The sequence below is a fragment of the Methylobacterium sp. 88A genome (assembly GCF_000376345.1).
Classification (GTDB): Bacteria; Pseudomonadota; Alphaproteobacteria; order Rhizobiales; family Beijerinckiaceae; genus Methylobacterium; species Methylobacterium bullatum.
The window spans coordinates 1706655-1729169 of sequence record NZ_AQVT01000001.1 but is presented as its reverse complement, the minus strand read 5'-3'; the positions used below and the strand labels follow the sequence as shown (position 1 = coordinate 1729169).

The window sequence follows — 22515 nt, the reverse complement described above, 5'->3', positions numbered from 1 at the left end:
GCACTTCGGGCCTTGGTGCTGGATCGAGACGTTCACAGGCGCCTCCTCTCTGAGAAGCTGACTTCGTAGAGTTCGGTGAGCTCGAAATGGCCGGTGAACTTGGTCCAGAGCCGCTCCAGGATGCCGGCACGGGTGACCGTGGCGGTGCGGCGGACCACGAGGCGCTCGCCGTAGGGCACGGATGTCGGCGCGTCGTGGACCTGGACCTCGTCGCCCGGCTCGATCTCGAACGCGGCGTCCAGGGTCACATGGGCGTGGAGCGTCTCGGGGGTCTGCTCGATCTCGACGGTGCAGGGCACCTCGACAATGCGACGTCCGAACGACGCGATCATCGGACCGCTCCGCTGTCGGCGAGCCTCGTCTCGGGGAGGAGCCTCGTGAAGGCGACGAAGTTCGACGGGCCGAAGGCGCCGAGATTGACGGCGCGGCCCGTCGACGGGTCGGAGAGTTCGAGGCCGCCGTCTGTCAGGCGCGTCAGGCGGAAGGGCTGCTCCCGGCCGAGGCCGGCGCGCAGGCGGGCCTGGCCGAAACCGCGCAGGGTGGCGCGGACGAAATTGTCCTGGCCGGGCTCGACGGTGGTGATGACGTCCTGGGTCCGGGCATCCCGAATGACGATGGCGCCGTCGGCACGGTCCTCCGGGGTCAGATCGACGGAGCGGACGATCCGGGCCGGCGGCATGTGCGAGAGGCCGATCCCCTCACTGCGGCCGACCCCCACCACGACGGTCACGAACCCCATGAGCCCGAGCGCCCCGATGACCAGCGGTCGCGGAATCCGGGCGGCATCAGCCTTCGCCGTCATCGCGTCTCCTCCCTGATTTCAACTCGCGTTGGCGAGGCGCGGCGGGCGAACGGGCCGTTGCCGCGCGATAACCATAGGAGTCCCAGTTTCCTCTGTTGTGTCAAGTGCGCTTGACAGTGCGCGGGCAAGGATTTCGGCGGCGCGCTTCGCATCAGGCACCGATCGCATCATCGGTTCGGGGTTGGTGACGGCCCAGGGACGGGCGTGAGGCCACAGGTGAAGGTAGGCGACGCGGTTGCCCCTGCGCAGGCGTAAAGGCAGGTCACCACTCCCGTCCGTAAAGACCTTGCACCCCGCGCCCTCGATCAGGCTGAAGGGCAGGTTGAGGGTCATCGGCAGCGCGATGCCGAGGCGCATCACCACCCGGCGGTTGGTGATGGTGTAGGTGGTCGAGCGCGCCGAGAGCCAGCCGAGGAGGCCGAGGAGCGCGACCGCGCCGGCACCGACGAGGAGGGTCGGACCGGCCAGATGCACCGCCTGTCCGAAGGCACCCTCGCCGAGGGGCGGGATCGCCGCCCACAGGGCCAGCCCGACGAACCAGAGGCCGACGAGGCGGGCATGCAGCGCCCGCGCGGCGATGCCGAAGGCGCAGGGACGACCCTGCCAGAGGATATGTTCTCCGGGAGGCAGCGGCGCGGGCAGGCCGGGCGGCGCGTCGAAGGCGTTGGCGGGCACGCCGAGGGGGGATTTCGCGGCGCGGCTCACAGGAACGGCTCCTGGCGTTCGGCCGTGGCGTAGAGGGTGCCGGCGCCGAAGAAGGCCATGATCCGCTCCTCCTCGTAGAGGGTCACCGAATCCGGGTCCTTCTGGCCGGGGATGTCGGCGAACTGGTGGGCCAGCAGGGCCTCGGTCTTCACCGTGCGCGAGAACCGCCCGGTCCGGCAGAAGGTGTTGGGCATCAGCACCCGGCGCCCGCCCGAGCCGAGCTCGACCTCGATGTAGCGGACCATGGATTCGCCGCGGTCGATCCAGAGATCGGTGACGGTGCCGGCCACCTGCCGGTCGGCGCCGAACACGGTCATGCCGATCGGGTTCGGGCCGTCCTCGTGGACCACGAAATGCTCGGCGACCCGAAGCGGAACGATCCGCTTCTCGTCGTCCCAGGTGCGGTCGTGGTGATCGTCGCGATCGGCGTAGGAGCCGGGGCCGATCTGGTCGTGCAGGCCATCGCCGTCCGGCTCGAGCGGCGAGCCGGGCCAGACCTCGCGCTTGTGGCCCTTGTAGTTCCAGGCCGGCTGCATGTCGGTCTGGGGGGCGGTCTTCACCAGGCCGTTGGAGAGCAGGAATTGCTTCGGGCTCGGGATCAGGATCGGGTCGGGGCGCTTGAGGCGGCCGGCCGCTTCGCTCTCCAGGGGATAGCCTTCGCGGCGGTCCTCCTGGCGCAGGTAGAAGACGAGGCCGGCGAAGAAGATCCAGAACGCGTAGAGCACGACCTGGGCGACATCGACATAGCCCGTGATTTCACCTCTTGGCATGATCAGGCTCCTTGACCGGGAACAGGGGACGGCAGGAGGGCGCGTGCCTCCCTGCCGCGTGTGGGGGTGTCACGACTGTCGGTGTCGCGGACCAGCGGTCCGATGGCGACGAGGGTCGCGAACAGCAGGGCGATCTCGATGTGGTAGACGATGAGGTAGCCGACGGACGGATCGCTCATGGCCTCGCCGAGCGCGCCTGATGCCGAGAGGCTGGAGCCCACGTCCCGCAGGATGCCGCTCGCGGCGATGGCGATGCCGGCCGCACTGGCCTGGACCGCGCCCCAGGCGCCGAGTGCCAGGCCGGTATCCTCCGGCCCGGCCTTCGCCATGGAGGCGGTGAGCGTGCCGTGGGCGAACAATCCGCCGCCGAGGCCGATGAGGGTGACGCCGGTGGCGAAGAGCTGGGCCGAGGCGAGGGGGGCCGCGAAGATCACCGCCGAGAAGGCCATGATGCCGACCCCGCTGCCGGCGGCCGCCACCCGGAACGGATCGCCGCCCCGGCCGAGCCAGCGCGCGGCCAGAAGCAGGCCGACCCCACCCCCGGCCGCGAGCATGGCGGTGAGCGCCGTGGTGGCGGCGACCGGCAGGTGCAGGATCTGGCCGCCATAGGGTTCGAGCAGGATGTCCTGCATCGAGAAGGCGGCGGTGCCCAGCCCCGTGGCCACGAGGCGCCGGCGGGCGAGGCCGCTGCCGGCATAGGCGGCCCAGGATTGCGAGAAGCTCGGGCGCGGCAGGTCCGTCGCCGTGCGTCCGGGCCGTCGCGCCTCCTGCTTCCACAGGGCGATGCCGTTGAGAACAATGGTCACGACGGCCGCGCCCTGGATCACCTGGATCAACCGCAGGGCCGAGAAGTTCGCCAGCAGCAGGCCAAAGGCGATGGCGCTGATCATCATGCCGGCTAGCAGCATCGCGCAAAGCAGCGCCACCACCCTCGGCCGGGCATGGGCGGGGGCGAGATCGGTGGCGAGCGCCAGCCCCACGGTCTGGGTGGTGTGGAGGCCGGCCCCCACCATGACGAAAGAGAGCGCCGCCGCCACATGGCCGGGCCAGACCGGACCGGTGGTGTCGCCCGACAGGATCAGCAGGGAGAACGGCATGATGGCGAGCCCGCCGAACTGCAGCAGCGTGCCGAACCAGATGTAGGGGACACGGCGCCAGCCGAGGACCGAGCGGTGCCTGTCCGAGCGAAAGCCAACCAGCGCCCGCAGGGGGGCGAACACCAGGGGCAGCGACAGCATCACCGCCACGATCCAGGCCGGGACTTCGAGCTCGACGATCATCACCCGGTTGAGGGTGCCGATGAGGAGCACGGCGGCCATGCCCACCGTCACCTGGAACAGCGACAGCCGCAGAAGCCGACCCAGCGGCAGTTCCGGCGTCGCCGCGTCGGCGAAGGGCAGGAACGGCATCAGACCGGGGCCGAGGCGCGTGAGCAGGCGGGCGGTGAGATCGGCGGGTTTCATGACAGGCGCCCTCCCCCTTGCGGGAAGGGATGGGGAGGGTCGAGGCGCTTTAGCTCGACGGCGTTAGAGAGGTAGAACCCGCTGTTGACCCGCTGCGTCCGCCCCACGGCGAACCCGGCGAGCGCGGCCTCCCCGCCGATCCTGCGGCGCAGGCCGCCTTCGGTGATAGGCACGATGGCGGGCGCCCGGTCGCCGCGCGGGAAGAGCCGGCCCGCGGCGTGCATCAGCGTGAGGAGCGCCGTGCGCGGGGCCACGGTGAAGACCAGGGACCCGTCGGTGCGCAGCCCCAACTCGGCGAGCGCCCGGACGATGTCGCCGGCGTTGTAATGGATGAGCGAGTCCATCGCCACCACGTGGTCGAAGCGCCCGAGCCGGGGGTCGAGCATGTCGCCGACGCGGAAGTCGATGCGGTGACCGCCGAGAAGCTCGGCGCTGCGCTCGCGGGCCAGATCCACCAGCGTCGGCGAGACGTCGATGGCGACCACCTCCGCTCCCCGCCGGGCGGCCTCGACGCCGAGGGCTCCCGTCCCGCAGCCGGCATCGAGGATGCGCCGGCCCGTGAGATCGTCGGGCAGCCAGGAGAGCAGGTTCGCTCGCATGGCGTCCCGCCCCGCCCGCACCGTGGCGCGGATCTTCGAGACCGGGGCGTCCGTGGTGAGGCGCGCCCAGGCCTCCACCGCCGTGCGGTCGAAATAGGTTGTCAGTTGCGACCGGCGCGCCGCGTAGCTGGTGCTCGTCATGGCGCTTAACCCTCAATCGAACCCGAGGAACTCGAACAGGTCGCGGTCCTTCATCGGCATCGCCGAGAGCGGCTTGCCGCCGGCCCAGAGATGGGCGGCCAGCCGCATGTACTCGTCCGTCACCGCGATGAGTTCCGGCGTCGGCTCCATCTCGAACAGGGTCGATTTCTTGAGGCGCGAGCGCCGGACCACGTCGAGATCGGGGAAATGAGCGATGCGCTCCAGGCCGACGGCCGCGTTGAAGCGGTCGATCTCGTCGGTCTTGGCCGAGCGGTTGGCGATGACGCCGCCCAGCCGCACCGGATAGTTCTTCGACTTCGAATGGATCGCGGCCACGATCCGGTTCATGGCGAAGATCGAATCGAAGTCGTTGGCGGTGACGATCAGTGCCTGGTCGGCATGCTGGAGCGGCGAGGCGAAGCCGCCGCAGACCACGTCTCCCAGCACGTCGAAGATGACCACGTCGGTGTCTTCGAGAAGGTGATGCTCCTTGAGGAGCTTCACCGTCTGGCCGACCACGTAGCCGCCGCAGCCGGTGCCCGCGGGGGGGCCGCCGGCCTCGACGCACATGACGCCGTTATAGCCCTCGGCCACGAAATCCTCGATCCGCAATTCCTCGGAATGGAACTGCACCGCCTCCAGGGCATCGATCACCGTGGGTGCGAGGCGCTTCGTCAGGGTGAAGGTCGAATCGTGTTTCGGGTCGCAGCCAATCTGCAGCACGCGTTTCCCGAGCTTCGAGAACGCCACCGACAGATTCGACGAGGTGGTGGACTTCCCGATTCCGCCCTTGCCGTAGACGGCAAAGACTTTGGCGGTGCCGATCTTCAGCGCCGGATCGAGCTCGACCTGGAGGCTGCCTTCCTCGCGGCGCGAGGCCACGGGATTACGGATGGCGATGTTCATGCGGCGACCCCTGCGGTGATGCCTTCGAGACGGTCTTCGAGCTCCTCCTCGGCACGGTCGAGCGCGTCGCGCGTGGCCGCGTCGGGAGTCCAGAAGCCGCGCTGGTGCGCCTCGATCAGCCGATGCGCGACCTTGGCGGACGCGGTCGGGTTGAGGGCGGCGAGGCGCTCGCGCATCGCCGGATCGAGGAGGTAGGTTTCGGTGATGCGCTGGTAGATCCAGGGCGCGACGGCGTTGGAGGTGGCCGACCAGCCCATGGTGTTGGTGAGATGCGCCTCGATCTGGCGCACGCCCTCGTAGCCGTGGCCGAGCATGCCCTCGGTCCATTTCGGGTTGAGCATGCGGGTCCGGGTCTCCAGGGAGACCTGCTCGGAGAGGGAGCGCACGACGCCCTCCCCCCGTGTCTGGTCGCTGATGAAGATCGGCACGGCCTCGCCCTTGGCGCGGGCCACCGCCCGGCCCATCCCGCCCAGACCGTCGAAGTAATGGTCGACGGAGGTCACCCCGACCTCCACCGAATCGAGGTTCTGGTAAGCGAGATCGACCTTGGCGAGCACGCTGCCCATCAGGGCCCGCTGGGCGGTGGGCCGGCCGTTGCGGCCATAGGCGAAGGATTTACGCCGCGAAAAGGTCTCGCTGATCTCGTCCTCGTCCTCCCAGCGGCCGGATTCGACGAGGTTGTTGACGTTGGCGCCGTAGGTGCCCTCGGCGTTGGAGAACACCCGCAGGGCGGCGGTCTCCATGTCGATGCCGTGCTCGTCCATGTGGGCGAGGGCATGCTTGCGCACGAAGTTCCGCTCTGACGGCTCGTCGGCGGTGGCCGCGAGATAGGAGGCTTCCGCCAGCAGCTTGGTCTGGAGAGGGAGCAGATCGCGAAAGATGCCCGACAGGGTCACCACCACGTCGATGCGTGGGCGGCCGAGCTCTTCGAGGGGGATCAGCGTCGCGCCGCAGAGGCGGCCGTAGCCGTCGAAGCGCGGGCTCGCGCCGATCAGGGCCAGGGCCTGGGCGATGGGGCCGCCCTCGCTCTTCAGGTTGTCGGTGCCCCAGAGGACCAGGGCGATGCTCTCGGGCAGGGGCGCGCCCTCGTCGCGGTAGCGGGCGAGGATGCGGGCGACCTGCCGCGTGCCGTCGGCCACCGCGAAGGCGGAGGGCAGGCGGTAGGGGTCGAAGCCGTGGATGTTGCGTCCCGTGGGCAGTACGGACGGGTTGCGCAGGAGGTCGCCGCCGGCGACCGGGGCGATGAAGCGGCCGTCGAGCGCCCGCAGCAGGGCGTGAAGCTCGTGGTCGTGCGCCAGCAGGGCGTCGGTGTCGCGCAGGGCGGCGAAGGCGGCGCGGTGCTCCTCGTCGAGGGGCAGGCCCGCTTCGGCCAGCGCCCGGTCGAGGGGGGCTCCCGCCACCAGGGCTTCGATGCCGGCGCGGTCGGGCTTCAGGCCGCCCGACGCGTCGGCCAGGGCGAGCAGCAGGTCGATCCGCTCCTCGGGGGGCGTGCCTTCCCCGACCACGTGCATCCCGTGCGGGATCAGGGTGTGTTCGAGTTCACTGAGTGCGAGGCCCAGCGCCAGGACCCTGCCGGACATGTCCCCGAACCAGGCCGGCTCGGCCGATGTCAGGTCGAGGGCGGAACCCTGCGCCTGGATCATCTGGCCGAGGTCGCGGCGCTCGGCTTCCGCCTCGGGCTCCAGGCCGCGCCAGCGCTCGATGGAAGCCTTGAGGTCGATGAGGCCCCGGTAGAGCCCGGCCTGGGTGAGACTCGGGGTGAGGTAGCTCACCATGGTGGCGGCCGAGCGGCGCTTGGCGATCATGCCCTCGGAGGGGTTGTTGGCGGCGTAGAGGTAGACGTTGGGCAGCGGCCCGATCAGGCGCTCGGGCCAGCAGGAATCCGACAGGCCGGTCTGCTTGCCGGGCATGAATTCGAGCGCCCCGTGGGTGCCGAAATGCAGAACGGCGTCGGCGCGGAAATCCTCGCGCAGGTACCGGTAGAAGGCGGAGAAGGCGTGGGTCGGGGCAAAGCCGCGCTCGAACAGCAGCCGCATCGGGTCGCCCTCGTAGCCGAAGCCCGGCTGCACGCCGACGAAGACGTTGCCGAACTGCGCGCCCAGCACGAAGATCTGTGAGCCGTTGCTGTTCTGGCGCCCCGGCGCCGGACCCCATTGCGCCTCGATCTCGGAGAGATGCCGCTCGCGCCGGACATGGTCGTCGGCCGGGATGCGGTGATGGACGTTGGCGCTGGTGCCATAGCGGGCGGCGTTGCCGGCCAGCACCGCGTTGCGCAAATCGTCGACGCTGTCGGGCACCGCGACGTCGTAGCCGTCGGCCTTCAGGCCCTTCAGGGTGTTGTGGAGGGACTGGTAGACCGAGAGGAAGGCGGCGGTGCCGATGCTCCCGGCATTGGGCGGGAAGCCGAACAGGACGATGGCCACCTTGCGCGCGGCCCTGTCCTTGCGGCGCAGGGAGACGAGGCGCTCGACACGGGCGGCGAGCATGTCGGCCCGCTCGGAATGGACGCTCATGTCTCGGGCATTGGCGCCGGGCGAGCGGCTGGAACGGCCGCCGAACACCATCGGCGCGGTGGCCCCGTCGAGTTCGGGGATCGCCACCATCATGGTGGCCTCCACGGGGGAGAGGCCGCGGTCGGAGGCCTCCCACTGCTCCACGGTCTGGAATTCGAGGGCGTGCGCGGCGAGGTAGGGGACGTCGAGGTCGCGCAGGGTGGTCTCGGCGGCGGCCGCGTCGTTGTAGGCGGGGCCGCCCACCAGGGAGAACCCGGTGAGCGAGACGAGGGCGTCGATGGCGGGCCGGCCGTTGCTCCGGAAGAACGCCTCCACCGCCGGACGGTTGTCGAGGCCGCTGGCGAAGGCCGGCACGACACTGAGCCCGCGCGCCTCGATGGCGGCGATGACGCCGTCGTAATGGGCGGTGTTCCCGGCGAGCACGTAGGAGCGCATCACCAGCAGGCCGACGCGGCCCTTCACCCCTGCGGACGGAACCGGCAGCCGCGAGGGATCCTCGCCGATCCGGCCCTTCATGCGCGGGTGGTAGAGACCGGTCTCGGGGTAGCTCAGGGGCGCCGGCGCGGCGGCGATCCGGCGCCAGCTCTCGCGCGGCCCGGCGGCGTAGCGGCCGACGAGGAAGCGTACGAGGTTGGCGATGTTCTCGTCCGAGCCCGAGAGCCAGTATTGCAGGGTGAGGAAATAGGCCCTGACATCCTGGGCCGAGCCGGGGATGAAGCGCAGGATCTTGGGCAGCCGGCGGATCATCGCCATCTGGCGGGCGCCGTTGCCCTGGGCACCGGTCTTGCCGCGCAGCTTCTTCAGGAATTCGAGGGCGCCGCTTTTGGTGCCGTCCATGTCGAAGCGGTTGAGGCGGGTGGTCTTGACGATCTCGCTGGCCGAGAGGCAGCCGATCATCGCGTCGCAATGCGGGCGGCGGGCGAGCAGTGCCGGATGGATGGCGCGGACGTGCTCGTCCATGAACAGCATGGTGGAGACCACGATGTCGGCGCGGGCGATGTCGGCCTTGCAGGCGGCCAAAGCCGCCGGGTCGGTGTCCCATTCCGCCGCCGCGTGGAAGCAGAGCGTGAGCCCCGGCATCTCGTCGCGCAGCCGGTGACGGGCGCGCTCCAGGGCGCTGGCCATGTGGTTGTCCATCGTCACGACGACGAGGCTGAGGGCGGGACGCTCAGCGTCCGAAATGCGCTTTGGCATCGTACAGCGTCTCGACGGTGATGAGGGGGAGCGCCCGCTCTCGGGCGAAGCGTTCGGTGTTGGCGCGAGCTTTGCCCCGCACGAAGAACGGGATTTTTTTCAGTTCTTTCTCGGCATCGGGAGCCCACGTGCTGTGTGCGGAACCGGAGCACCCTCCCCCCTCTGCGGGGGAGGGTGCCTGCGGAGCAGGCGGGAGAGGGGGCGACCTCTCCGGAACTGGCACTCCCCTCTCCCGACCCTCGCTGACGCGAGGGCCACCCTCCCCCGCAGAGGGGGGAGGTAGCGGCTGGTGACCGGGGCCGAGATGGGAGGGCGCGGCGTCGGCGTGGAACTCGGAATCCTCGCGGAACATGCCGAGCAGATGCTCTTCGAGCCCCATCATCAGGGGATGGACCCAGGTGTCGAACAGGACGTTGGCGCCCTCGAACCCCATCTGCGGCGAGTGCCGGGCGGGGAAATCCTGGACGTGGATCGGGGCCGAGATCACCGCGCAGGGCAGGCCCAGACGCTTGGCGATGTGGCGCTCCATCTGCGTGCCCAGCACCAGTTCGGCGGCGCTGGCCTGGATCGCCGCCTCCACCTCGAGGTAATCGTCGGTGATCGTCGCCTCGATGCCGTGGAGCGCCGCCTCGGCCCGGATCTCGCGGGCGAATTCGCGGGCATAGCTGCCGAGACCCACCACCTTGAAGCCGAGTTCGGTGGCGGCGATCCGGGCGGCGGCGAGGGCATGGGTGGCGTCGCCGAAAACGAAGACGCGTTTCCCCGTGAGATAGGTCGAATCGACCGAGCGCGAATACCAGGGCAGCCGCGAGGGCGCGCCGGACAGGACCGGGGCCGGATCGACACCGGCGACCGCCGCCACCTCCTCCACGAAGCGGATCGTGGCGGCGACACCGATCGGAACGGTCTCGACCATCGGCTGGCCGAAGGTCTTTTGGAGGTGCTGCCCGGCGGCGCGCGCGATCTCGGGATAGAGCACCACGTTGAAATCGGCCTCGCCGAGGCGGCCGAGATCGGCGGGGCTCGCGCCGAGCGGCGCCACCACGTTCACGTCGACGCCGAGGGCGTCGAGAAGCGTCCGGATCTCCACGAGGTCGTCGCGGTGGCGGAAGCCCAGGGCCGTGGGGCCGAGGATGTTGCAGGACGGGCGCCGTCCGGCCTTCCCGACCGTCTCCGCCTTCGGTCCGCACAGGGTCCGCACCAGCCGGTAGAAGGTCTCCGAGGCGCCCCAGTTCTCCTTCTTCTGGTAGGCGGGCAGGTCCAGCGGGATCACCGGGATCGGCAGGGCCAGGGCCTTGGCGAGACCGCCGGGATCGTCCTGGATCAGCTCCGCCGTGCAGGAGGCGCCGACGATCATCGCCTCGGGGCGGAAGCGCTCGTAGGCGGCCGCGACCGCGTCCTTGAAGATCGCGGCGGTGTCCGAGCCGAGGTCGCGCGCCTGGAAGGTGGTGTAAGTCACCGGCGGGCGGGCATCGCGCCGCTCGATCATGGTGAACAGCAAATCGGCATAGGTGTCGCCCTGGGGGGCGTGCAGCACGTAGTGCAGGCCGCGCATCGCGGTGGCGACGCGCATGGCGCCGATATGGGGCGGTCCCTCGTAGGTCCAGACGGTGAGCTGCATCGGGCTACACCTCCAGCCGGGTACGGCGGACGAGGGGGCGCGCGAATAGCTCGGCGAGGTCGCCGGCCTGGTCGTAGCCCTGGATCGGGGTGAACAGCAGCTCGATCGACCATTTGGTCGCGAGCCCTTCCGCCTCCAGCGGATTGGCGAGGCCGAGCCCGCAGACGGTGAGGTCGGGCCGGGCCTGCCGGCAGCGGTCCATCTGGTCGTCGAGGCTCTGCCCTTCCACGATCCGGGTGCCGCGCGGTAGCAGGGCCATCTCGCGGTCGAGATGCCCGCGATGGAGGTAGGGGGTGCCGACTTCCACCAGTTCGGCGCCCATCTCCCGCGAGAGGAAGCGCGCCAGGGGGATTTCCAGCTGCGAATCGGGAAAGAAGAAGATCCGGCGCTGCGCCAGCATCGCCCGGTAGGGGGCGAGCGCCTGCTCGGCCCGGCGCAGCCCCGGCGCGGTGGCGGCCTCGAACCGTCCGGCCGACACGCCGAAGGCTTCCGCCGCCGCTTTGAGCCAGCCCGTGGTGCCTTCGGCTCCCAGTGGGAACGGAGCGGCGAGCCGTGTGGCGCCCCGCTCTTCCAGCGCCCGCGCCGTGTCGGCGAGGAAGGGCTGGGCCAGGAGGTAGCGGGTGTTTTCCCCGACAGGGGGCATTGCGCCGGCCCGGCGCGCGGGCAGGAACCGCACGGGGCCGATTCCCAACTCCGAGAAGATCCGGGCGAACTGGTCCTCGACCACGTCGGCGAGCGCGCCGACCACGAGGAGCGAGGTCTCGGCCTGCGCCGCCTCGGCCGGCATCTCGGGCACGAGGGAGGCGAGGCAGGCATCCTCCCCTTGCGTGAAGGTGGTCTCGATGCCGCTCCCGGAATAGCTCAGCACCCGCACGTCGGGCGCGAGGCTGCGCGACAGCCTCTGGGCGGCGCGCGACAGGTCGAGCTTGATCACTTCCGAGGGGCACGACCCCACCAGGAACAGGAGCTTGATCTCGGGCCGGCGCGCCACGAGGCGGCCCACCACCGCGTCGAGTTCGTCGTTCATGTCGGCGAGGCCGGCGAGATCGCGCTCGTCCATGATGGCGGTGGCGAAACGCGGCTCGGCGAAGATCATCACCCCGGCGGCCGACTGGATGAGATGCGCGCAGGTGCGCGACCCCACCACGAGGAAGAAGGCGTCCTGGATCTTGCGGTGAAGCCAGACGATGCCGGTGAGCCCGCAGAACACCGCCCGCTGGCCGCGTTCCTGCCGGATCTCCAGGCCGTGCTCGTTCTCGAACGCCGTGACGGGAGCGTGGGCATTCATCGCGCGCCCTCCGTGAAGAGGACGGCGTGGGGCGACGCCTGCAGGCGGGCGGCCCGCAGCTTCAGCAGGAATTGCGCGGCGTTGACGGCGTAGGAGGCGTAGGCGGCCAGCGCCAGGAGCATCAGCCCCGTCGTGTCGAGGGCGCCCGTGGCCAGCGCCACGAGATAGGCGGTGTGGAGGGCCAGCACGAGCATGCTGACCATGTCCTCCCAATAGAAGGCGGGGGCGAAGAGGTAGCGCCCGAAGACGTCCTTCTCCCAGATCGAGCCGGTGACCATGATCGCGTAGAGGACGAGGGTCTTGACCACGATGGAGGCGTTGGCGGCCGACGCGCCCTCCCCCGTCGCCAACGTGCGCAGGACCAGGCCGAGGCTGACGAGGAAGACCAGGAACTGGAGCGGCGCGAGGATGCCCTGAACCAGAGTCCAGGCGGAGGCGTCTCGCCGGGCGCGCTCGGCCGGCGAATAGAGAGGTCGTCTCGGCTGGCCTCCTCTTGCAGGCATCGGCTCCACCCCGTCTTGAACCCGGCCCCGCATGGTCGGAGGCCCGTTGAGAGGAGGTTAGGAACCCGCCGGAAGAGTGTCAAGCTAGCTTTACGTCGTTTTCATTTTACAGATTTGATGCATAATAATGTGAGAGGCGGGATTGCCAAATCGTTGGTAACCGGTATCGTCATCGTCAAGGCCCGCTTGTAACCATTTTCATGTTGCTCGCAGCGTCAAAGGCATTCGCAAGTCGATGATGCGAAGTTCGACACTCAAGATCGAGCTGGATCAAGAAGCCGTCAGCAACATTGGGAGGTTCCAATGGATGACGTCAGTTCGCTTCGGGCGGCCTCGATGTTTGAGAGGTCGTCCAGCGAAGTCCATCCGCAACGTAATAGTGCATTATATCCCGATCGGCCGTTTCAGGATCGGAGCCCGGCCTGGGACCGTGACCTCGCCAGCGTGGTCGAAGCCGAGATCATCCCGCGGTTGATGCTGGCCCACCGGGCCGACCCCCGCTCCGAGCGTCCCGGAATCCTGCCGACGCCGGACCAGATCGCCGAGTTCGCCGCCCTGGTGCTCGCGCCCGATTGCGACGATGTGGAGAGCCGGATCGTCGTCCTCATCGACGACGGCCTCGCCCTCGACAGCCTGCTCCTCGACCTCCTCGCCCCCACGGCACGCCATCTCGGCCACCTGTGGGAGGAGGATCTCTGCGATTTCGCGGAGCTCACCATCGCCATGGGGCGCCTCCAGCGCATCATGCACGACCTCACCGCCCGGTTCCGCTCGGAGCCGGCGCCGGACCCGCACGGGCGCAGCATCTTCCTGATGGCCTGCCCGGGCGAGACGCACAGCTTCGGCCTCTCCCTCATCGAGCGTTTCTTCCGCGATGCAGGATGGGACGTCACGAGCGCGGCGCACGAGCTCCACCCCGACCCGATCCGGACCGCCCGCACGGGCTGGTTCGACGTGATCGGGGTGTCGCTCGGCTCCGAAACCCTCCTTCCGGCCCTCGCGAACATGGTGGCGGAGCTTCGGCGCGCCTCGCGCAATCCGTCGGTTCGTGTCATGGTCGGTGGGCCGATCTTCACCGAAAACCCCGACCATTCGGTTCTCGTCGGCGCTGACGCGACGGCGAGCGATGCCCGTCTCGCCATTTCCATTGCCGAGAGCTTGCTTGATCCGCGGGCCAGACCCTGCTGAAAGACCGGCTCGACGTCGTCACATCGTGGTGATCCTTGACCAGTCTGGCACTCCCTGCAGCGGCGGAAACGTTCGCAGCGCTTCGCAAAACCCTCGGTCCCCTCGATGCGGAGGCGGCCGGGCTCCTCGTCGCCGCGGCGACGGACCTCGCGTTGATCGTCGACGCGGACGGGGTCATCCGCGATGCGGCCTTCGGCAATGCCGATTTCACCGACGAGGGCTGCGAGACCTGGCTCGGCCAGCTCTGGGTGGACACCGTCACCGTCGAGAGCCGGCCCAAGATCGCCGCCCTCCTGCGTGACGCGGCCCCCGGCGCGGTCACGCGCTGGCGCCAGGTGAACCATCCCTCCGCCACGGGCATCGACCTGCCGGTGCGCTACTCGGCCATGCGCCTGGAGACCGGCGGCCCGGTGATCGTCATCGGCCGCAACCTGCGTGCGATGGCGGCGCTGCAGCGCAAGCTCGCCGAGACCCAGCAGGCGCTGGAGCGCGACTACCTGCGCCTGCGCGGCGCCGAGACCCGTTACCGCCTGCTGTTCCAGCTCGCCGGCGAGCCGGTCCTGGTGGTGGATGCCGCCACGCGCCGGGTCACCGAGGTGAACCCGGCCGCCGCCCGCCTCATCGGCCGCGTGGAGAAGCGCATCATCGGTCAGGACGTGGTGGACCTGTTCGATGCGGGCAGCACCCGCGAGCTCGAATCGCTCTTCGCCGGCCTGCGCGTGACCGGACAGGCGGGCGACCTCGTCGCCCGTCTCGGCAACGGTCGCGGCGAGACCCGCGTCGCCGCCTCGCTGTTCCGGCAGGAAAACGCCACCAGCGCCCTCCTGCGGCTGTCGGCCGAGCCCACCGACGCGGCTTCCCCGAGCCGGAGCGGGGCCTCGGCCCTCGACGTGATCCAGAGCCTGCCGGAGGGCTTCGTCGTCACCGATCCGCAGCGGCGCATCCTCGCGGCCAACTCCGCCTTCCTCGATCTTGTGCAACTCGCCACCGAGGAGCAGGTGCGCGGCGAACCCCTCGACCGCTGGCTCGGGCGCGAGGAGACCGAGGCCGCCGCCCTGTTCTCCACCCTCGGCCACCACGGCTCCGTGCGCCACTACGCCACGAGCCTGCGCGGCGAGTACGGGTCGGTGGAGGAGGTCGAGGTCGCCGCCGTGGCGGTTCCCGGCGGCGGTCAGCCCTGCCTCGGCTTCACCATCCGCTCGACCCCCCGCCGCACCGCCGCCGCGCCCGGCGGGCGGGAATTGCCGCGGTCCGTCGAGCAGATGACCGAGCTGGTCGGGCGGGTCTCCATGAAGAACCTGGTGCGCGAATCGACGGACCTGATCGAGCGCCTCTGTATCGAGGCCGCCCTGCGCATCACCCGCGACAACCGCGCCTCGGCCGCCGAGATGCTGGGCCTCAGCCGCCAGGGGCTCTACGCCAAGCTGCGCCGCTACGGGATCGGTGACCTCGACGGGCCGGATCTGGCCGACGACGAATGAGCCTCGGCGACGGGCGGCCTGCGTCCGACTGTCGCCCTTATTTGTCGGCCCAAGTGTAAATCAAACTTGACACACCGAGGCGTCGGAACCTAGCTTCGACGTCATGGCAACGTCGGTCTCCTCCGCTCCTTCCGCCATCCGCGGACTGCCCGCTCCCAGCGCCCTGCTGGAGCTGCTGAAGCCGATCACCTGGTTCGCGCCGATGTGGGCCTTTGCCTGCGGGGTGGTCTCTTCCGGGGTTCCGGCGAGCGGGCACTGGCCGGTCATCGTCGCCGGGATCGTGCTCGCCGGCCCCCTGGTCTGCGCCACCTCGCAGGCGGCCAACGACTGGTACGACCGCCATGTCGACGCGATCAACGAGCCGAACCGGCCGATCCCGTCCGGCCGGATGCCCGGCCGCTGGGGCCTCTACGTGGCGCTGGCCTGGACCGCCCTCTCCCTCTCCGTCGCGGCCGCCCTGGGGGTCTGGATCCTCTATGCCGCCCTGTTCGGGCTGGTCCTCGCCTGGATCTACAGCGCGCCGCCCTTGAGGCTGAAGCAGAACGGGTGGTGGGGCAACGCCGCGGTGGGGCTCTGCTACGAGGGCCTGCCCTGGTTCACCGGTGCCGCCGTGATGGCCGGCGCCCTGCCCGACCACCGCATCCTCACCGTGGCCTTTCTCTATTCCGTGGGCGCCCACGGCATCATGACCCTCAACGATTTCAAGTCCGTGGAAGGGGATGCGCGCCTGAATCTCCGCTCGCTGCCGGTCCAGCTCGGGACCGACCGGGCCGCCCGCCTCGCCTGCCTCGTCATGGCCCTGCCCCAGCTGGCGGTGATCGCCCTCCTCTACGCCTGGGACCGGTCCGGGCATGCGGTCTTCGTCGCCGGCCTGCTCGCCGCGCAACTCGTCCTGATGTCCCGCCTGTTGAAGAACCCTCGCGAAAAGGCGGCCTGGTACAACGGCACCGGCACCACCCTCTACGTGCTCGGCATGCTGGTGGCGGCCTTCGCCCTCAGGGCCCTCGCGCAGCAGGGAGCCGCGTGATGGCGCCGACCTTGGGCTGGCTCGCCATCGTCCGCCTCGGCCTCGTCCAGACCGCTTTGGGTGCCGTGGTCGTCCTCATGACCTCGACCCTCAACCGGGTCATGGTGGTGGAGCTCGCCTTGCCGGCGATGATTCCCGGCGCCCTCGTGACCCTCCATTACGCCGTCCAGGTCCTGCGCCCGCGCTGGGGCTACGGCTCGGATATGGGCGGGCGACGCACGCCCTGGATCGTCGGCGGCATGGCCGCGCTGTGCCTCGGCGGCTTCGGCGCGGCGGCGGCGACCGCCCTCATGGAAACCCATCTTTCCGCCGGCATCGCTCTGGCGATCCTGTCCTTCCTCACCGTGGGCATGGGGGCGGGTGCCGCGGGCACCTCCCTCCTCGTGCTCCTGGCCGGCGGCGTCGAGGCGCGCCGCCGGGGGGCTGCGGCCACCATCGTCTGGGTGATGATGATCGCGGGTTTCGCCATCACCGCGCCGATCGCCGGACATTTCCTCGATCCGTTCTCCGGCGCCCGGCTGGTGGCCGTGTCGGGCACGGTCTCGCTCGTCGCTTTCCTCCTGGCCGTGCTCGCGGTCGGCGGCATCGAGCCGGGGCGGGCGCCGTCCAGCCATGCGGAGGGCGCCCCCAAGCGGCCGTTCCGCGAGGTGCTGGCACGGGTCTGGGCCGAGCCGGCCTCGCGCCGCTTCACCGTTTTCATCTTCGTGGCGATGCTGGCCTACAGCGCGCAGGAGCTCATCCTCGAACCCTTCGCCGGCCTCGTCTTCGCGATGACGCCCGGCGTCACCACCAAGCTCTCGGGTCTGCAGCATGGCGGCGTGCTCGCCGGCATGCTCACGGTGGCCGGCCTCACCATGGGGATCGGCGGCCCCTATCTCGGCTCGCTGAAACTGTGGACCGCCACCGGCTGCGCCGGTTCGGCCCTGGCGCTGGCGGGGATCGCCGGAGGCGGCCTGATCGGCCCGGACTTCCCCCTGCGCGTCGCGGTCTTCGCCCTCGGCCTGTTCAACGGCATGTTCGCCGTGGCCGCCATCGGCTCGATGATGGGCCTGGCGGGTGCCGGCGGCGAGGCCGAGCGCGGCACCCGGATGGGGGTCTGGGGCGCGGCCCAGGGCGTCGCCTTCGGGGCCGGCGGCTTCCTCGGGACCATGGCGGTGGATCTCGCCCGTCTCGTCAGCCCCGAGCCGGTCCATGCCTATGCCGCCGTGTTCCTGGCCGAGGCCGCCCTGTTCCTGGTGGGCGCGCTCCTCGCCCTCAGGATCGAGCACGCGGGCGCGACGCTGCTGCGCCGTGCCGCCCGCCCGCGACGGCCCGTGCTTCAACCCCGCTATCGCTGAGGTGAGTCCCATGCCGGAGCCGGAGACCTTCGACGTCGTGGTGGTGGGGGGCGGCCCGGCCGGGGCCACCGCCGCCACCGATCTCGCCCGGATGGGGCGCCGCGTCCTGCTCCTCGACAAGCCGGGCCGGATCAAGCCCTGCGGCGGCGCGATTCCCCCGCGCCTGATCCGCGACTTCGCGATTCCCGACCATCTGCTCGTCGCACGCGTGCGCTCGGCGCGGATGGTCTCGCCCAAGGACAAGCGTGTCGACATGCCCATCGGCGACGGTTTCGTCGGCATGGTCGACCGCGAGCATTTCGACCCCTGGCTGCGCGACCGCGCGGCCCTGGCCGGGGCCGACCACCGCCCCGGCAGCTTCACCCGCATCGTCCGAGACGACGACGGCGGGGCCACCGTTCATTACCGCTCCGGCGAGGCCGAGCACCGGGTCCGCGCCCGCCTCGTCATCGGCGCTGACGGGGCGAGTTCCGTGGTCGGGCGGGCCGAGATTCCCGGCCACGCGGCCATGAAACAGGTCTTCGCCTATCACGAGATCGTCCGGCGTCCGGCGGATGGGAGCGGCGACGTCGAGGGGACGCGCTGCGACGTCTATTACCAGGGCAAGCTCTCGCCGGATTTCTACGCCTGGGTCTTCCCCCATGGCGACACGATCAGCATCGGCACCGGCAGCGCCCGCAAGGGCTTCTCCCTGCGCGGGGCGATCCGGGCCTTGCGCGCCTCCACCGGCCTCGATGCCGGGGAAACACTGCGCCGCGAGGGCGCGCCGCTGCCGCTGAAACCGCTCAAGCGCTGGGACAATGGCCGCGACGTGCTGCTCACCGGGGACGCCGCCGGCATCGTCGCCCCGGCCTCGGGCGAGGGCATCTACTACGCCATGCTCGGCGGCCGTCTCGCGGCGGAGGCGGCCGACACCTTCCTCGCCACAGGCAAGGCCGCCTCCCTGGCCCTGGCCCGGCGTCGCTTCATGCGCCTGCACGGCCGCGTCTTCCTGATCCTGCGCATGATGCAGTGGGTCTGGTACCGCAACGATGCCCTGCGCGAGCGCTTCGTCTCGATCTGCAAGGACAAGGACGTCCAGCAGCTCACCTGGGATTCCTACATGAACAAGGAACTGGTGCGGGCAAAGCCCGCCGCCCATGTGCGGATCTTCTTCAAGGACCTGGCGCACCTGTTCCGCTGGGTCTCCCCATGATCGGCGGGTTCGAGACCGGCCCGGTCGTGACCGCGGCGGCCGCCGCCCTCGTCACCGCCCTCGCCGGCGGGCTCCTGACGACCACCGGCCCCTGGTATCAATCCCTGCGGCGGCCCTCGTGGAAGCCGCCGGACTGGGCCTTCGGCCCGGTCTGGACCACGATCTTCACCCTCACGGCGATCTCCGCCGTGATCGCCTGGCATGCGGAGGCCGGAACCTCGGCGCGTGGCGCATTGCTCGCCACCTACGGCGTCAACCTCGTCCTCAACATCGCCTGGAGCGGCATCTTCTTCCGCCTGCGCCGGCCGGACTGGGCCTATCTCGAGGTGATCGCCCTGTGGCTCTCCATCGTGGCGCTGATCGCCGTGACGGCCCAGGTCTCGGGGATCGCGGCCCTCCTGCTCGCGCCCTACCTCGCCTGGGTCAGCGTCGCGACACTGCTCAACCGGGCGATCGTGCGGCTGAACGGGCCGTTCGGTGAGGCGCGCTCCGCTCGCAGTATCGGAAGCCGGGCATGATTCCGGATGCGGCGACCCTGGCGGCATTGTTCGCCTCCGGGCGGATCATCGACCTGATCCTCGGTCTCGTGGCCCTGGAGGCCGCCGCCCTCGTGGCATGGCGCCTCTACGGGGGGGATCGCCCGCTCCTTGCGCCCCTTTTCTGCAACCTCGCCTCGGGCGCGGCGCTGATGCTGGCGATCCGCGCCGCGCTGATTGGCTCGGATTGGACGGTGGTGGCGCTCTGCCTCATCGCCTCTCTGATGGCGCATCTAGGGGAGGTCGCGTTGCGCATGTTCGGGGGGTCGCGTTCCGCATCCGATCCGGCCATGCCCGACCTTGGCCAACCGGGCAGAACGGTCACGAGGCGTGCCTGAATTGCAGCTGTACAACCTTCGGCTTCATGAGTGGAGAACCGGCTTCATGCGTCGCATATCTGCCCTCCTGCTCGGTTCGGCCGGCCTCATGGCCGCCGCGACCTGTGCCTCGGCCCAAGATGCGGAACAGATCAAGCGGGGTGAATACTTGGCGACGGCGGGCGATTGCGTCGCCTGCCATTCGGCGCCGGGGGGCAAACCGTTCGCGGGGAACTACGTCCTCAACACGCCGATCGGGAAGATCCGCACGCCGAACCTCACACCGGACGACGAGACCGGGCTCGGCAAATGGACCGCCGACGACTTCTACCGCGCCCTGCACGAAGGCATCGACAACGAGGGCAGCTATCTCTATCCGGCCTTCCCCTTCGCCTGGTACACCAAAGTCACGCGCGAGGATTCCGACGCGATCTTTGCTTACCTGCGCTCCCTCGAACCGGTGAAGGAGCCACGCAAGCCTTCCGAGATCCCGTTCCCGTTCAATATTCGCACGGCGCTCATCACTTGGCGCACCGCGTTCTTCACCGCGGGCGAGTTCAAGCCGGATCCGAACGCCAGCGCCGAGGTCAATCGCGGCGGCTACCTCGTGGAGGGGCTCGGCCATTGCGGCATGTGCCACAACGCCAACAAGATCGTCGGAAACAGCGGATTGGCCGGAAAACTCGGCGGCGGCGTCATCGACGGCTGGTACGCCCCCAACATCACCCCCGACGACCACACCGGCATCGGCTCCTGGAGCGACGATCAAGTGGTCGAATACCTCAAAACCGGCGCCGCTCCGGGCAACCAGCCGGGCGTCGCGGCAGGGCCGATGCGTCAGACCATCGAGGAATCCCTCTCCAAGCTGACCGACGCCGATCTGAAGGCGATGGTCGCCTACCTGCGCACGCAGAAAGCGAAAGAAAGCTATAAAGTCAAGGATCTTCAGGCGTTTAACCAGACCGATGCGCCGGGTGCCGCGACCTATCTCAGTTATTGCTCCTCCTGCCACAAGCCGGACGGCAAGGGGGTCGAGGGGGCGATCCCGGCGCTCGCCGGCAACACGTCCGTCCAGGCGGAAGGCCCCGAGACGGTGATCCGCGTCGTGCTCGGCGGGCTCGCCGCCCAGAACGGCTACGCGCCGATGCCCGCAGTGGGGGCGGGCATGACCGATCAGGAGGTCGCCGACGTGACCGATTACATCCGCAACGCCTGGGGCAACAGCGCCCCCGTCATCGCCGAGCGCGGCATCGTCGGCACCGCCCGCGCCGCCACGCAGACCATGCTCGCGGGAACGGCACCCTGCGCCGTCATCGCCCAACCGGATGTGGCCAAAGCCATCGCCAATACCCCCGCCGCGACGAGCCTGAAGGGGTTGGCACAGGAGAACTTCATCCCGGTCGTCGACGCTCTGCTGCCCAAGGTGAAGGCCGCGGCCGGCGGCGCCAAAGATGACGACATCGTCAACGGACTGACCACAGCGTTCTGCCAGGCCGCCCGCAACGACCCGGCCTACGGCAAGCCCGGATGGCACGCGGTGATCGGAAGCTTCTCCAGCATCGTCTACAGCCAGATCAGGAACCCCGAAAAACGGGTCGCTTTGCCGGCTCCCGCGGGTACCGCGCCGACGCCGTGATCGATACGGGCCGACGTTGCCTTCTTCGGCGCAGGTGGAGACTGCAAGTCTTCCATTAATAGATTTGCAGGCGCATTGGATGAAATCACCGCATGTAATAACACGAATATATATACTGTAAGACAAAATGAGGATCGATTGATTTATCATTCGTTGTCTTGACCATCGAACGGCGGGCTATGCAAATGTGACCTTTGGGTGACAACGCCGCTACGATTGAGGGACGGAGGGAATGGGATCCGGTGCTGGTGCGTCGATGAGTGAGAGCTTGCTCGAATGCGGCGCTTTCCCTGTCGCGCTCCCGGAAGAGGCACTGGATGATTCACGGTTTCCGCTACGCAACCTCTACGCTCGGTCTCGCCCTGTGCGTCGGCCTCGGCCTGACGACCCTCGCCTCCGGGCCGGCCCAGGCCGGTTCGGCGGCACAACCCGGGCAGACCGTCGGCCTTCCGGTCGGCGCCCAGCTCCCCGTCGGCCTCTATTTCGTCAACACGTCGAGCTTCGGCGTCCGCGACACTCGACCGCTCGATTCCGAATCGAACATCAACCTGCCCACCTTCCTCTGGGCAACGCCGTGGAGCCTGCTGGGCGGGCGTCTCAACCTCGCGGCGATTCAGCCAGTTGTGGCATCGAGCCCGCGCGGCACGCCCTATCAGATCGGCATCGGCCAGCCACTTCTTGCCGCCCAGCTCGCCTGGAATCTCGGCTACGATATCGGGGTGAGCTATCTCTTCGGCGGATATCTACCGATTGAGACGAGTTTCCTGACCCAGAACGCGTCGCTGAGCCACCGTTTTGCCGCGACGTATAGCGGCAACGGTTTCAACCTCACTGCCAATCTGCTCTACGGGGTCTTCGTCGATCCGGTGACTGCACAGGGCGTAGTCTATCCCGACTATCTCAACCTCGATCTCACTGCGACGAAGAAGTTCGGAAAGTGGGAGGTCGGCCCTGTGGCCTTCGCCTCCACCGATCTGCCCACGCGTTTCCCCGGCTATCGCCGCCAGGGCCAGATCGCGGTGGGCGGCCTCGTCGGCTACAATTTCGGGCCGGTGAACGTCCAGGCCTACGTCACCCGAGACGTGGCCGAGCGCAATTATGGTGGCCGCGAGACACGCGGCTGGCTGCGGCTCATCGTGCCGATCTACAAGGAAAGTATCAATTCGGCGGCGCCCTTGATTCCGCTGAGCTGGCGGCAATCCCTGCGGTAGGGCATCGTCACAGGGCGGCGACAGGCGCGCGGCATGCGATCCGTCTCCCTGCTCCGCAGGCAGTGGGTGCTCCTTCGAGACA

Annotated in this window: 20 protein-coding genes; 9 read left to right on the top strand and 11 right to left on the bottom strand. The window is 69.3% G+C overall.

Annotated elements, in window-relative coordinates; all coding sequences use genetic code 11:
• Nucleotides 1–32 precede the first annotated feature (32 nt).
• Genes A3OM_RS0108230 through bchF form a run of 11 tightly spaced genes read right to left on the bottom strand, consistent with a single transcriptional unit; the run spans nucleotide 33 to nucleotide 12505 of the window.
• Entirely contained in the window at nucleotides 33–332 is a 300-nt protein-coding gene (locus tag A3OM_RS0108230; protein ID WP_018043264.1) for a hypothetical protein, read from the bottom strand.
• The gene (gene puhC, locus A3OM_RS0108225) at nucleotides 329–802 is read right to left on the bottom strand and encodes a photosynthetic complex assembly protein PuhC (protein ID WP_018043263.1); all 474 of its coding nucleotides are present in this window, start codon (nucleotides 800–802) and stop codon (nucleotides 329–331) included. Before puhC ends, A3OM_RS0108230 begins: the two co-directional genes overlap by 4 nt.
• An 18-nt stretch (nucleotides 803–820) precedes the next feature.
• A complete protein-coding gene (gene puhB, locus A3OM_RS0108220) occupies nucleotides 821–1507 on the bottom strand; it encodes a photosynthetic complex putative assembly protein PuhB (protein ID WP_018043262.1) in 687 nt (228 codons plus the stop codon).
• Nucleotides 1504–2277, bottom strand: a complete 774-nt coding sequence (gene puhA, locus A3OM_RS0108215; RefSeq protein ID WP_018043261.1) for a photosynthetic reaction center subunit H — start codon at nucleotides 2275–2277, stop codon at nucleotides 1504–1506. The genes puhB and puhA overlap by 4 nt, the downstream gene beginning before the upstream one ends.
• A gap of 2 nt (nucleotides 2278–2279) precedes the next feature.
• The gene (locus A3OM_RS0108210; RefSeq protein ID WP_018043260.1) at nucleotides 2280–3740 is read right to left on the bottom strand and encodes a BCD family MFS transporter; all 1461 of its coding nucleotides are present in this window, start codon (nucleotides 3738–3740) and stop codon (nucleotides 2280–2282) included.
• Nucleotides 3737–4480: a magnesium protoporphyrin IX methyltransferase gene (gene bchM / locus A3OM_RS0108205; RefSeq protein WP_018043259.1), complete on the bottom strand. Its 744-nt coding sequence runs from the start codon at nucleotides 4478–4480 to the stop codon at nucleotides 3737–3739. Before bchM ends, A3OM_RS0108210 begins: the two co-directional genes overlap by 4 nt.
• 12 nt (nucleotides 4481–4492) lie before the next feature.
• Nucleotides 4493–5386: a ferredoxin:protochlorophyllide reductase (ATP-dependent) iron-sulfur ATP-binding protein gene (gene bchL / locus A3OM_RS0108200; RefSeq protein WP_018043258.1), complete on the bottom strand. Its 894-nt coding sequence runs from the start codon at nucleotides 5384–5386 to the stop codon at nucleotides 4493–4495.
• Nucleotides 5383–9093: a magnesium chelatase subunit H gene (locus tag A3OM_RS0108195; RefSeq protein ID WP_018043257.1), complete on the bottom strand. Its 3711-nt coding sequence runs from the start codon at nucleotides 9091–9093 to the stop codon at nucleotides 5383–5385. Before A3OM_RS0108195 ends, bchL begins: the two co-directional genes overlap by 4 nt.
• Nucleotides 9068–10714 carry a ferredoxin:protochlorophyllide reductase (ATP-dependent) subunit B gene (gene bchB, locus A3OM_RS0108190; protein ID WP_018043256.1) on the bottom strand — a complete coding sequence of 549 codons (1647 nt, stop codon included), beginning with the start codon at nucleotides 10712–10714 and terminating at the stop codon, nucleotides 9068–9070. Before bchB ends, A3OM_RS0108195 begins: the two co-directional genes overlap by 26 nt.
• Nucleotides 10715–10718: 4 nt before the next feature.
• Nucleotides 10719–12002, bottom strand: coding sequence for a ferredoxin:protochlorophyllide reductase (ATP-dependent) subunit N (locus A3OM_RS0108185; protein WP_018043255.1), 1284 nt, complete (start codon nucleotides 12000–12002; stop codon nucleotides 10719–10721).
• A complete protein-coding gene (bchF, locus tag A3OM_RS23660) occupies nucleotides 11999–12505 on the bottom strand; it encodes a 2-vinyl bacteriochlorophyllide hydratase (RefSeq protein WP_018043254.1) in 507 nt (168 codons plus the stop codon). Before bchF ends, A3OM_RS0108185 begins: the two co-directional genes overlap by 4 nt.
• Before the next feature lie 444 nt (nucleotides 12506–12949).
• Between bchF and A3OM_RS0108175 the strand changes: the two genes are divergently transcribed.
• From A3OM_RS0108175 to A3OM_RS0108135, 9 genes are all read left to right on the top strand, one after another.
• Entirely contained in the window at nucleotides 12950–13693 is a 744-nt protein-coding gene (locus A3OM_RS0108175; RefSeq protein WP_018043253.1) for a cobalamin B12-binding domain-containing protein, read from the top strand.
• A 44-nt stretch (nucleotides 13694–13737) separates the two neighbouring features.
• Nucleotides 13738–15174, top strand: a complete 1437-nt coding sequence (gene ppsR / locus A3OM_RS0108170) for a transcriptional regulator PpsR (RefSeq protein WP_026175837.1) — start codon at nucleotides 13738–13740, stop codon at nucleotides 15172–15174.
• Nucleotides 15175–15277: 103 nt separating this feature from the next.
• Nucleotides 15278–16201 carry a chlorophyll synthase ChlG gene (chlG, locus tag A3OM_RS0108165; RefSeq protein WP_018043251.1) on the top strand — a complete coding sequence of 308 codons (924 nt, stop codon included), beginning with the start codon at nucleotides 15278–15280 and terminating at the stop codon, nucleotides 16199–16201.
• A complete protein-coding gene (locus tag A3OM_RS0108160) occupies nucleotides 16201–17538 on the top strand; it encodes a BCD family MFS transporter (protein ID WP_018043250.1) in 1338 nt (445 codons plus the stop codon). The genes chlG and A3OM_RS0108160 overlap by 1 nt, the downstream gene beginning before the upstream one ends.
• Before the next feature lie 10 nt (nucleotides 17539–17548).
• Nucleotides 17549–18733, top strand: coding sequence for a geranylgeranyl diphosphate reductase (locus A3OM_RS0108155; protein WP_018043249.1), 1185 nt, complete (start codon nucleotides 17549–17551; stop codon nucleotides 18731–18733).
• On the top strand, nucleotides 18730–19251 hold the full coding sequence (locus A3OM_RS0108150; protein WP_018043248.1) for a TspO/MBR family protein: 522 nt from the start codon (nucleotides 18730–18732) through the stop codon (nucleotides 19249–19251). Before A3OM_RS0108155 ends, A3OM_RS0108150 begins: the two co-directional genes overlap by 4 nt.
• On the top strand, nucleotides 19248–19607 hold the full coding sequence (locus A3OM_RS0108145; protein WP_018043247.1) for a hypothetical protein: 360 nt from the start codon (nucleotides 19248–19250) through the stop codon (nucleotides 19605–19607). The genes A3OM_RS0108150 and A3OM_RS0108145 overlap by 4 nt, the downstream gene beginning before the upstream one ends.
• A gap of 46 nt (nucleotides 19608–19653) precedes the next feature.
• On the top strand, nucleotides 19654–21222 hold the full coding sequence (locus tag A3OM_RS0108140) for a c-type cytochrome (protein WP_018043246.1): 1569 nt from the start codon (nucleotides 19654–19656) through the stop codon (nucleotides 21220–21222).
• A 317-nt stretch (nucleotides 21223–21539) separates the two neighbouring features.
• Nucleotides 21540–22433: a transporter gene (locus tag A3OM_RS0108135; RefSeq protein WP_018043245.1), complete on the top strand. Its 894-nt coding sequence runs from the start codon at nucleotides 21540–21542 to the stop codon at nucleotides 22431–22433.
• The last annotated feature ends 82 nt before the right edge of the window (nucleotides 22434–22515 follow it).

Excerpts from the sequence above, each read along its gene's own strand:
- puhA (WP_018043261.1), bottom strand. The coding sequence starts at position 2,277 with ATGCCAAGAGGTGAAATCACGGGCTATGTCGATGTCGCCCAGGTCGTG.
- A3OM_RS0108210 (WP_018043260.1), bottom strand. The coding sequence starts at position 3,740 with ATGAAACCCGCCGATCTCACCGCCCGCCTGCTCACGCGCCTCGGCCCC.
- puhC (WP_018043263.1), bottom strand. The coding sequence starts at position 802 with ATGACGGCGAAGGCTGATGCCGCCCGGATTCCGCGACCGCTGGTCATC.
- A3OM_RS0108150 (WP_018043248.1), top strand. The coding sequence starts at position 18,730 with ATGATCGGCGGGTTCGAGACCGGCCCGGTCGTGACCGCGGCGGCCGCC.
- chlG (WP_018043251.1), top strand. The coding sequence starts at position 15,278 with ATGGCAACGTCGGTCTCCTCCGCTCCTTCCGCCATCCGCGGACTGCCC.
- A3OM_RS0108230 (WP_018043264.1), bottom strand. The coding sequence starts at position 332 with ATGATCGCGTCGTTCGGACGTCGCATTGTCGAGGTGCCCTGCACCGTC.
- bchF (WP_018043254.1), bottom strand. The coding sequence starts at position 12,505 with ATGCCTGCAAGAGGAGGCCAGCCGAGACGACCTCTCTATTCGCCGGCC.
- A3OM_RS0108135 (WP_018043245.1), top strand. The coding sequence starts at position 21,540 with ATGATTCACGGTTTCCGCTACGCAACCTCTACGCTCGGTCTCGCCCTG.
- A3OM_RS0108145 (WP_018043247.1), top strand. The coding sequence starts at position 19,248 with ATGATTCCGGATGCGGCGACCCTGGCGGCATTGTTCGCCTCCGGGCGG.
- A3OM_RS0108185 (WP_018043255.1), bottom strand. The coding sequence starts at position 12,002 with ATGAATGCCCACGCTCCCGTCACGGCGTTCGAGAACGAGCACGGCCTG.
- A3OM_RS0108195 (WP_018043257.1), bottom strand. The coding sequence starts at position 9,093 with ATGCCAAAGCGCATTTCGGACGCTGAGCGTCCCGCCCTCAGCCTCGTC.
- bchL (WP_018043258.1), bottom strand. The coding sequence starts at position 5,386 with ATGAACATCGCCATCCGTAATCCCGTGGCCTCGCGCCGCGAGGAAGGC.
- A3OM_RS0108155 (WP_018043249.1), top strand. The coding sequence starts at position 17,549 with ATGCCGGAGCCGGAGACCTTCGACGTCGTGGTGGTGGGGGGCGGCCCG.
- A3OM_RS0108140 (WP_018043246.1), top strand. The coding sequence starts at position 19,654 with ATGCGTCGCATATCTGCCCTCCTGCTCGGTTCGGCCGGCCTCATGGCC.
- bchM (WP_018043259.1), bottom strand. The coding sequence starts at position 4,480 with ATGACGAGCACCAGCTACGCGGCGCGCCGGTCGCAACTGACAACCTAT.
- bchB (WP_018043256.1), bottom strand. The coding sequence starts at position 10,714 with ATGCAGCTCACCGTCTGGACCTACGAGGGACCGCCCCATATCGGCGCC.
- A3OM_RS0108160 (WP_018043250.1), top strand. The coding sequence starts at position 16,201 with ATGGCGCCGACCTTGGGCTGGCTCGCCATCGTCCGCCTCGGCCTCGTC.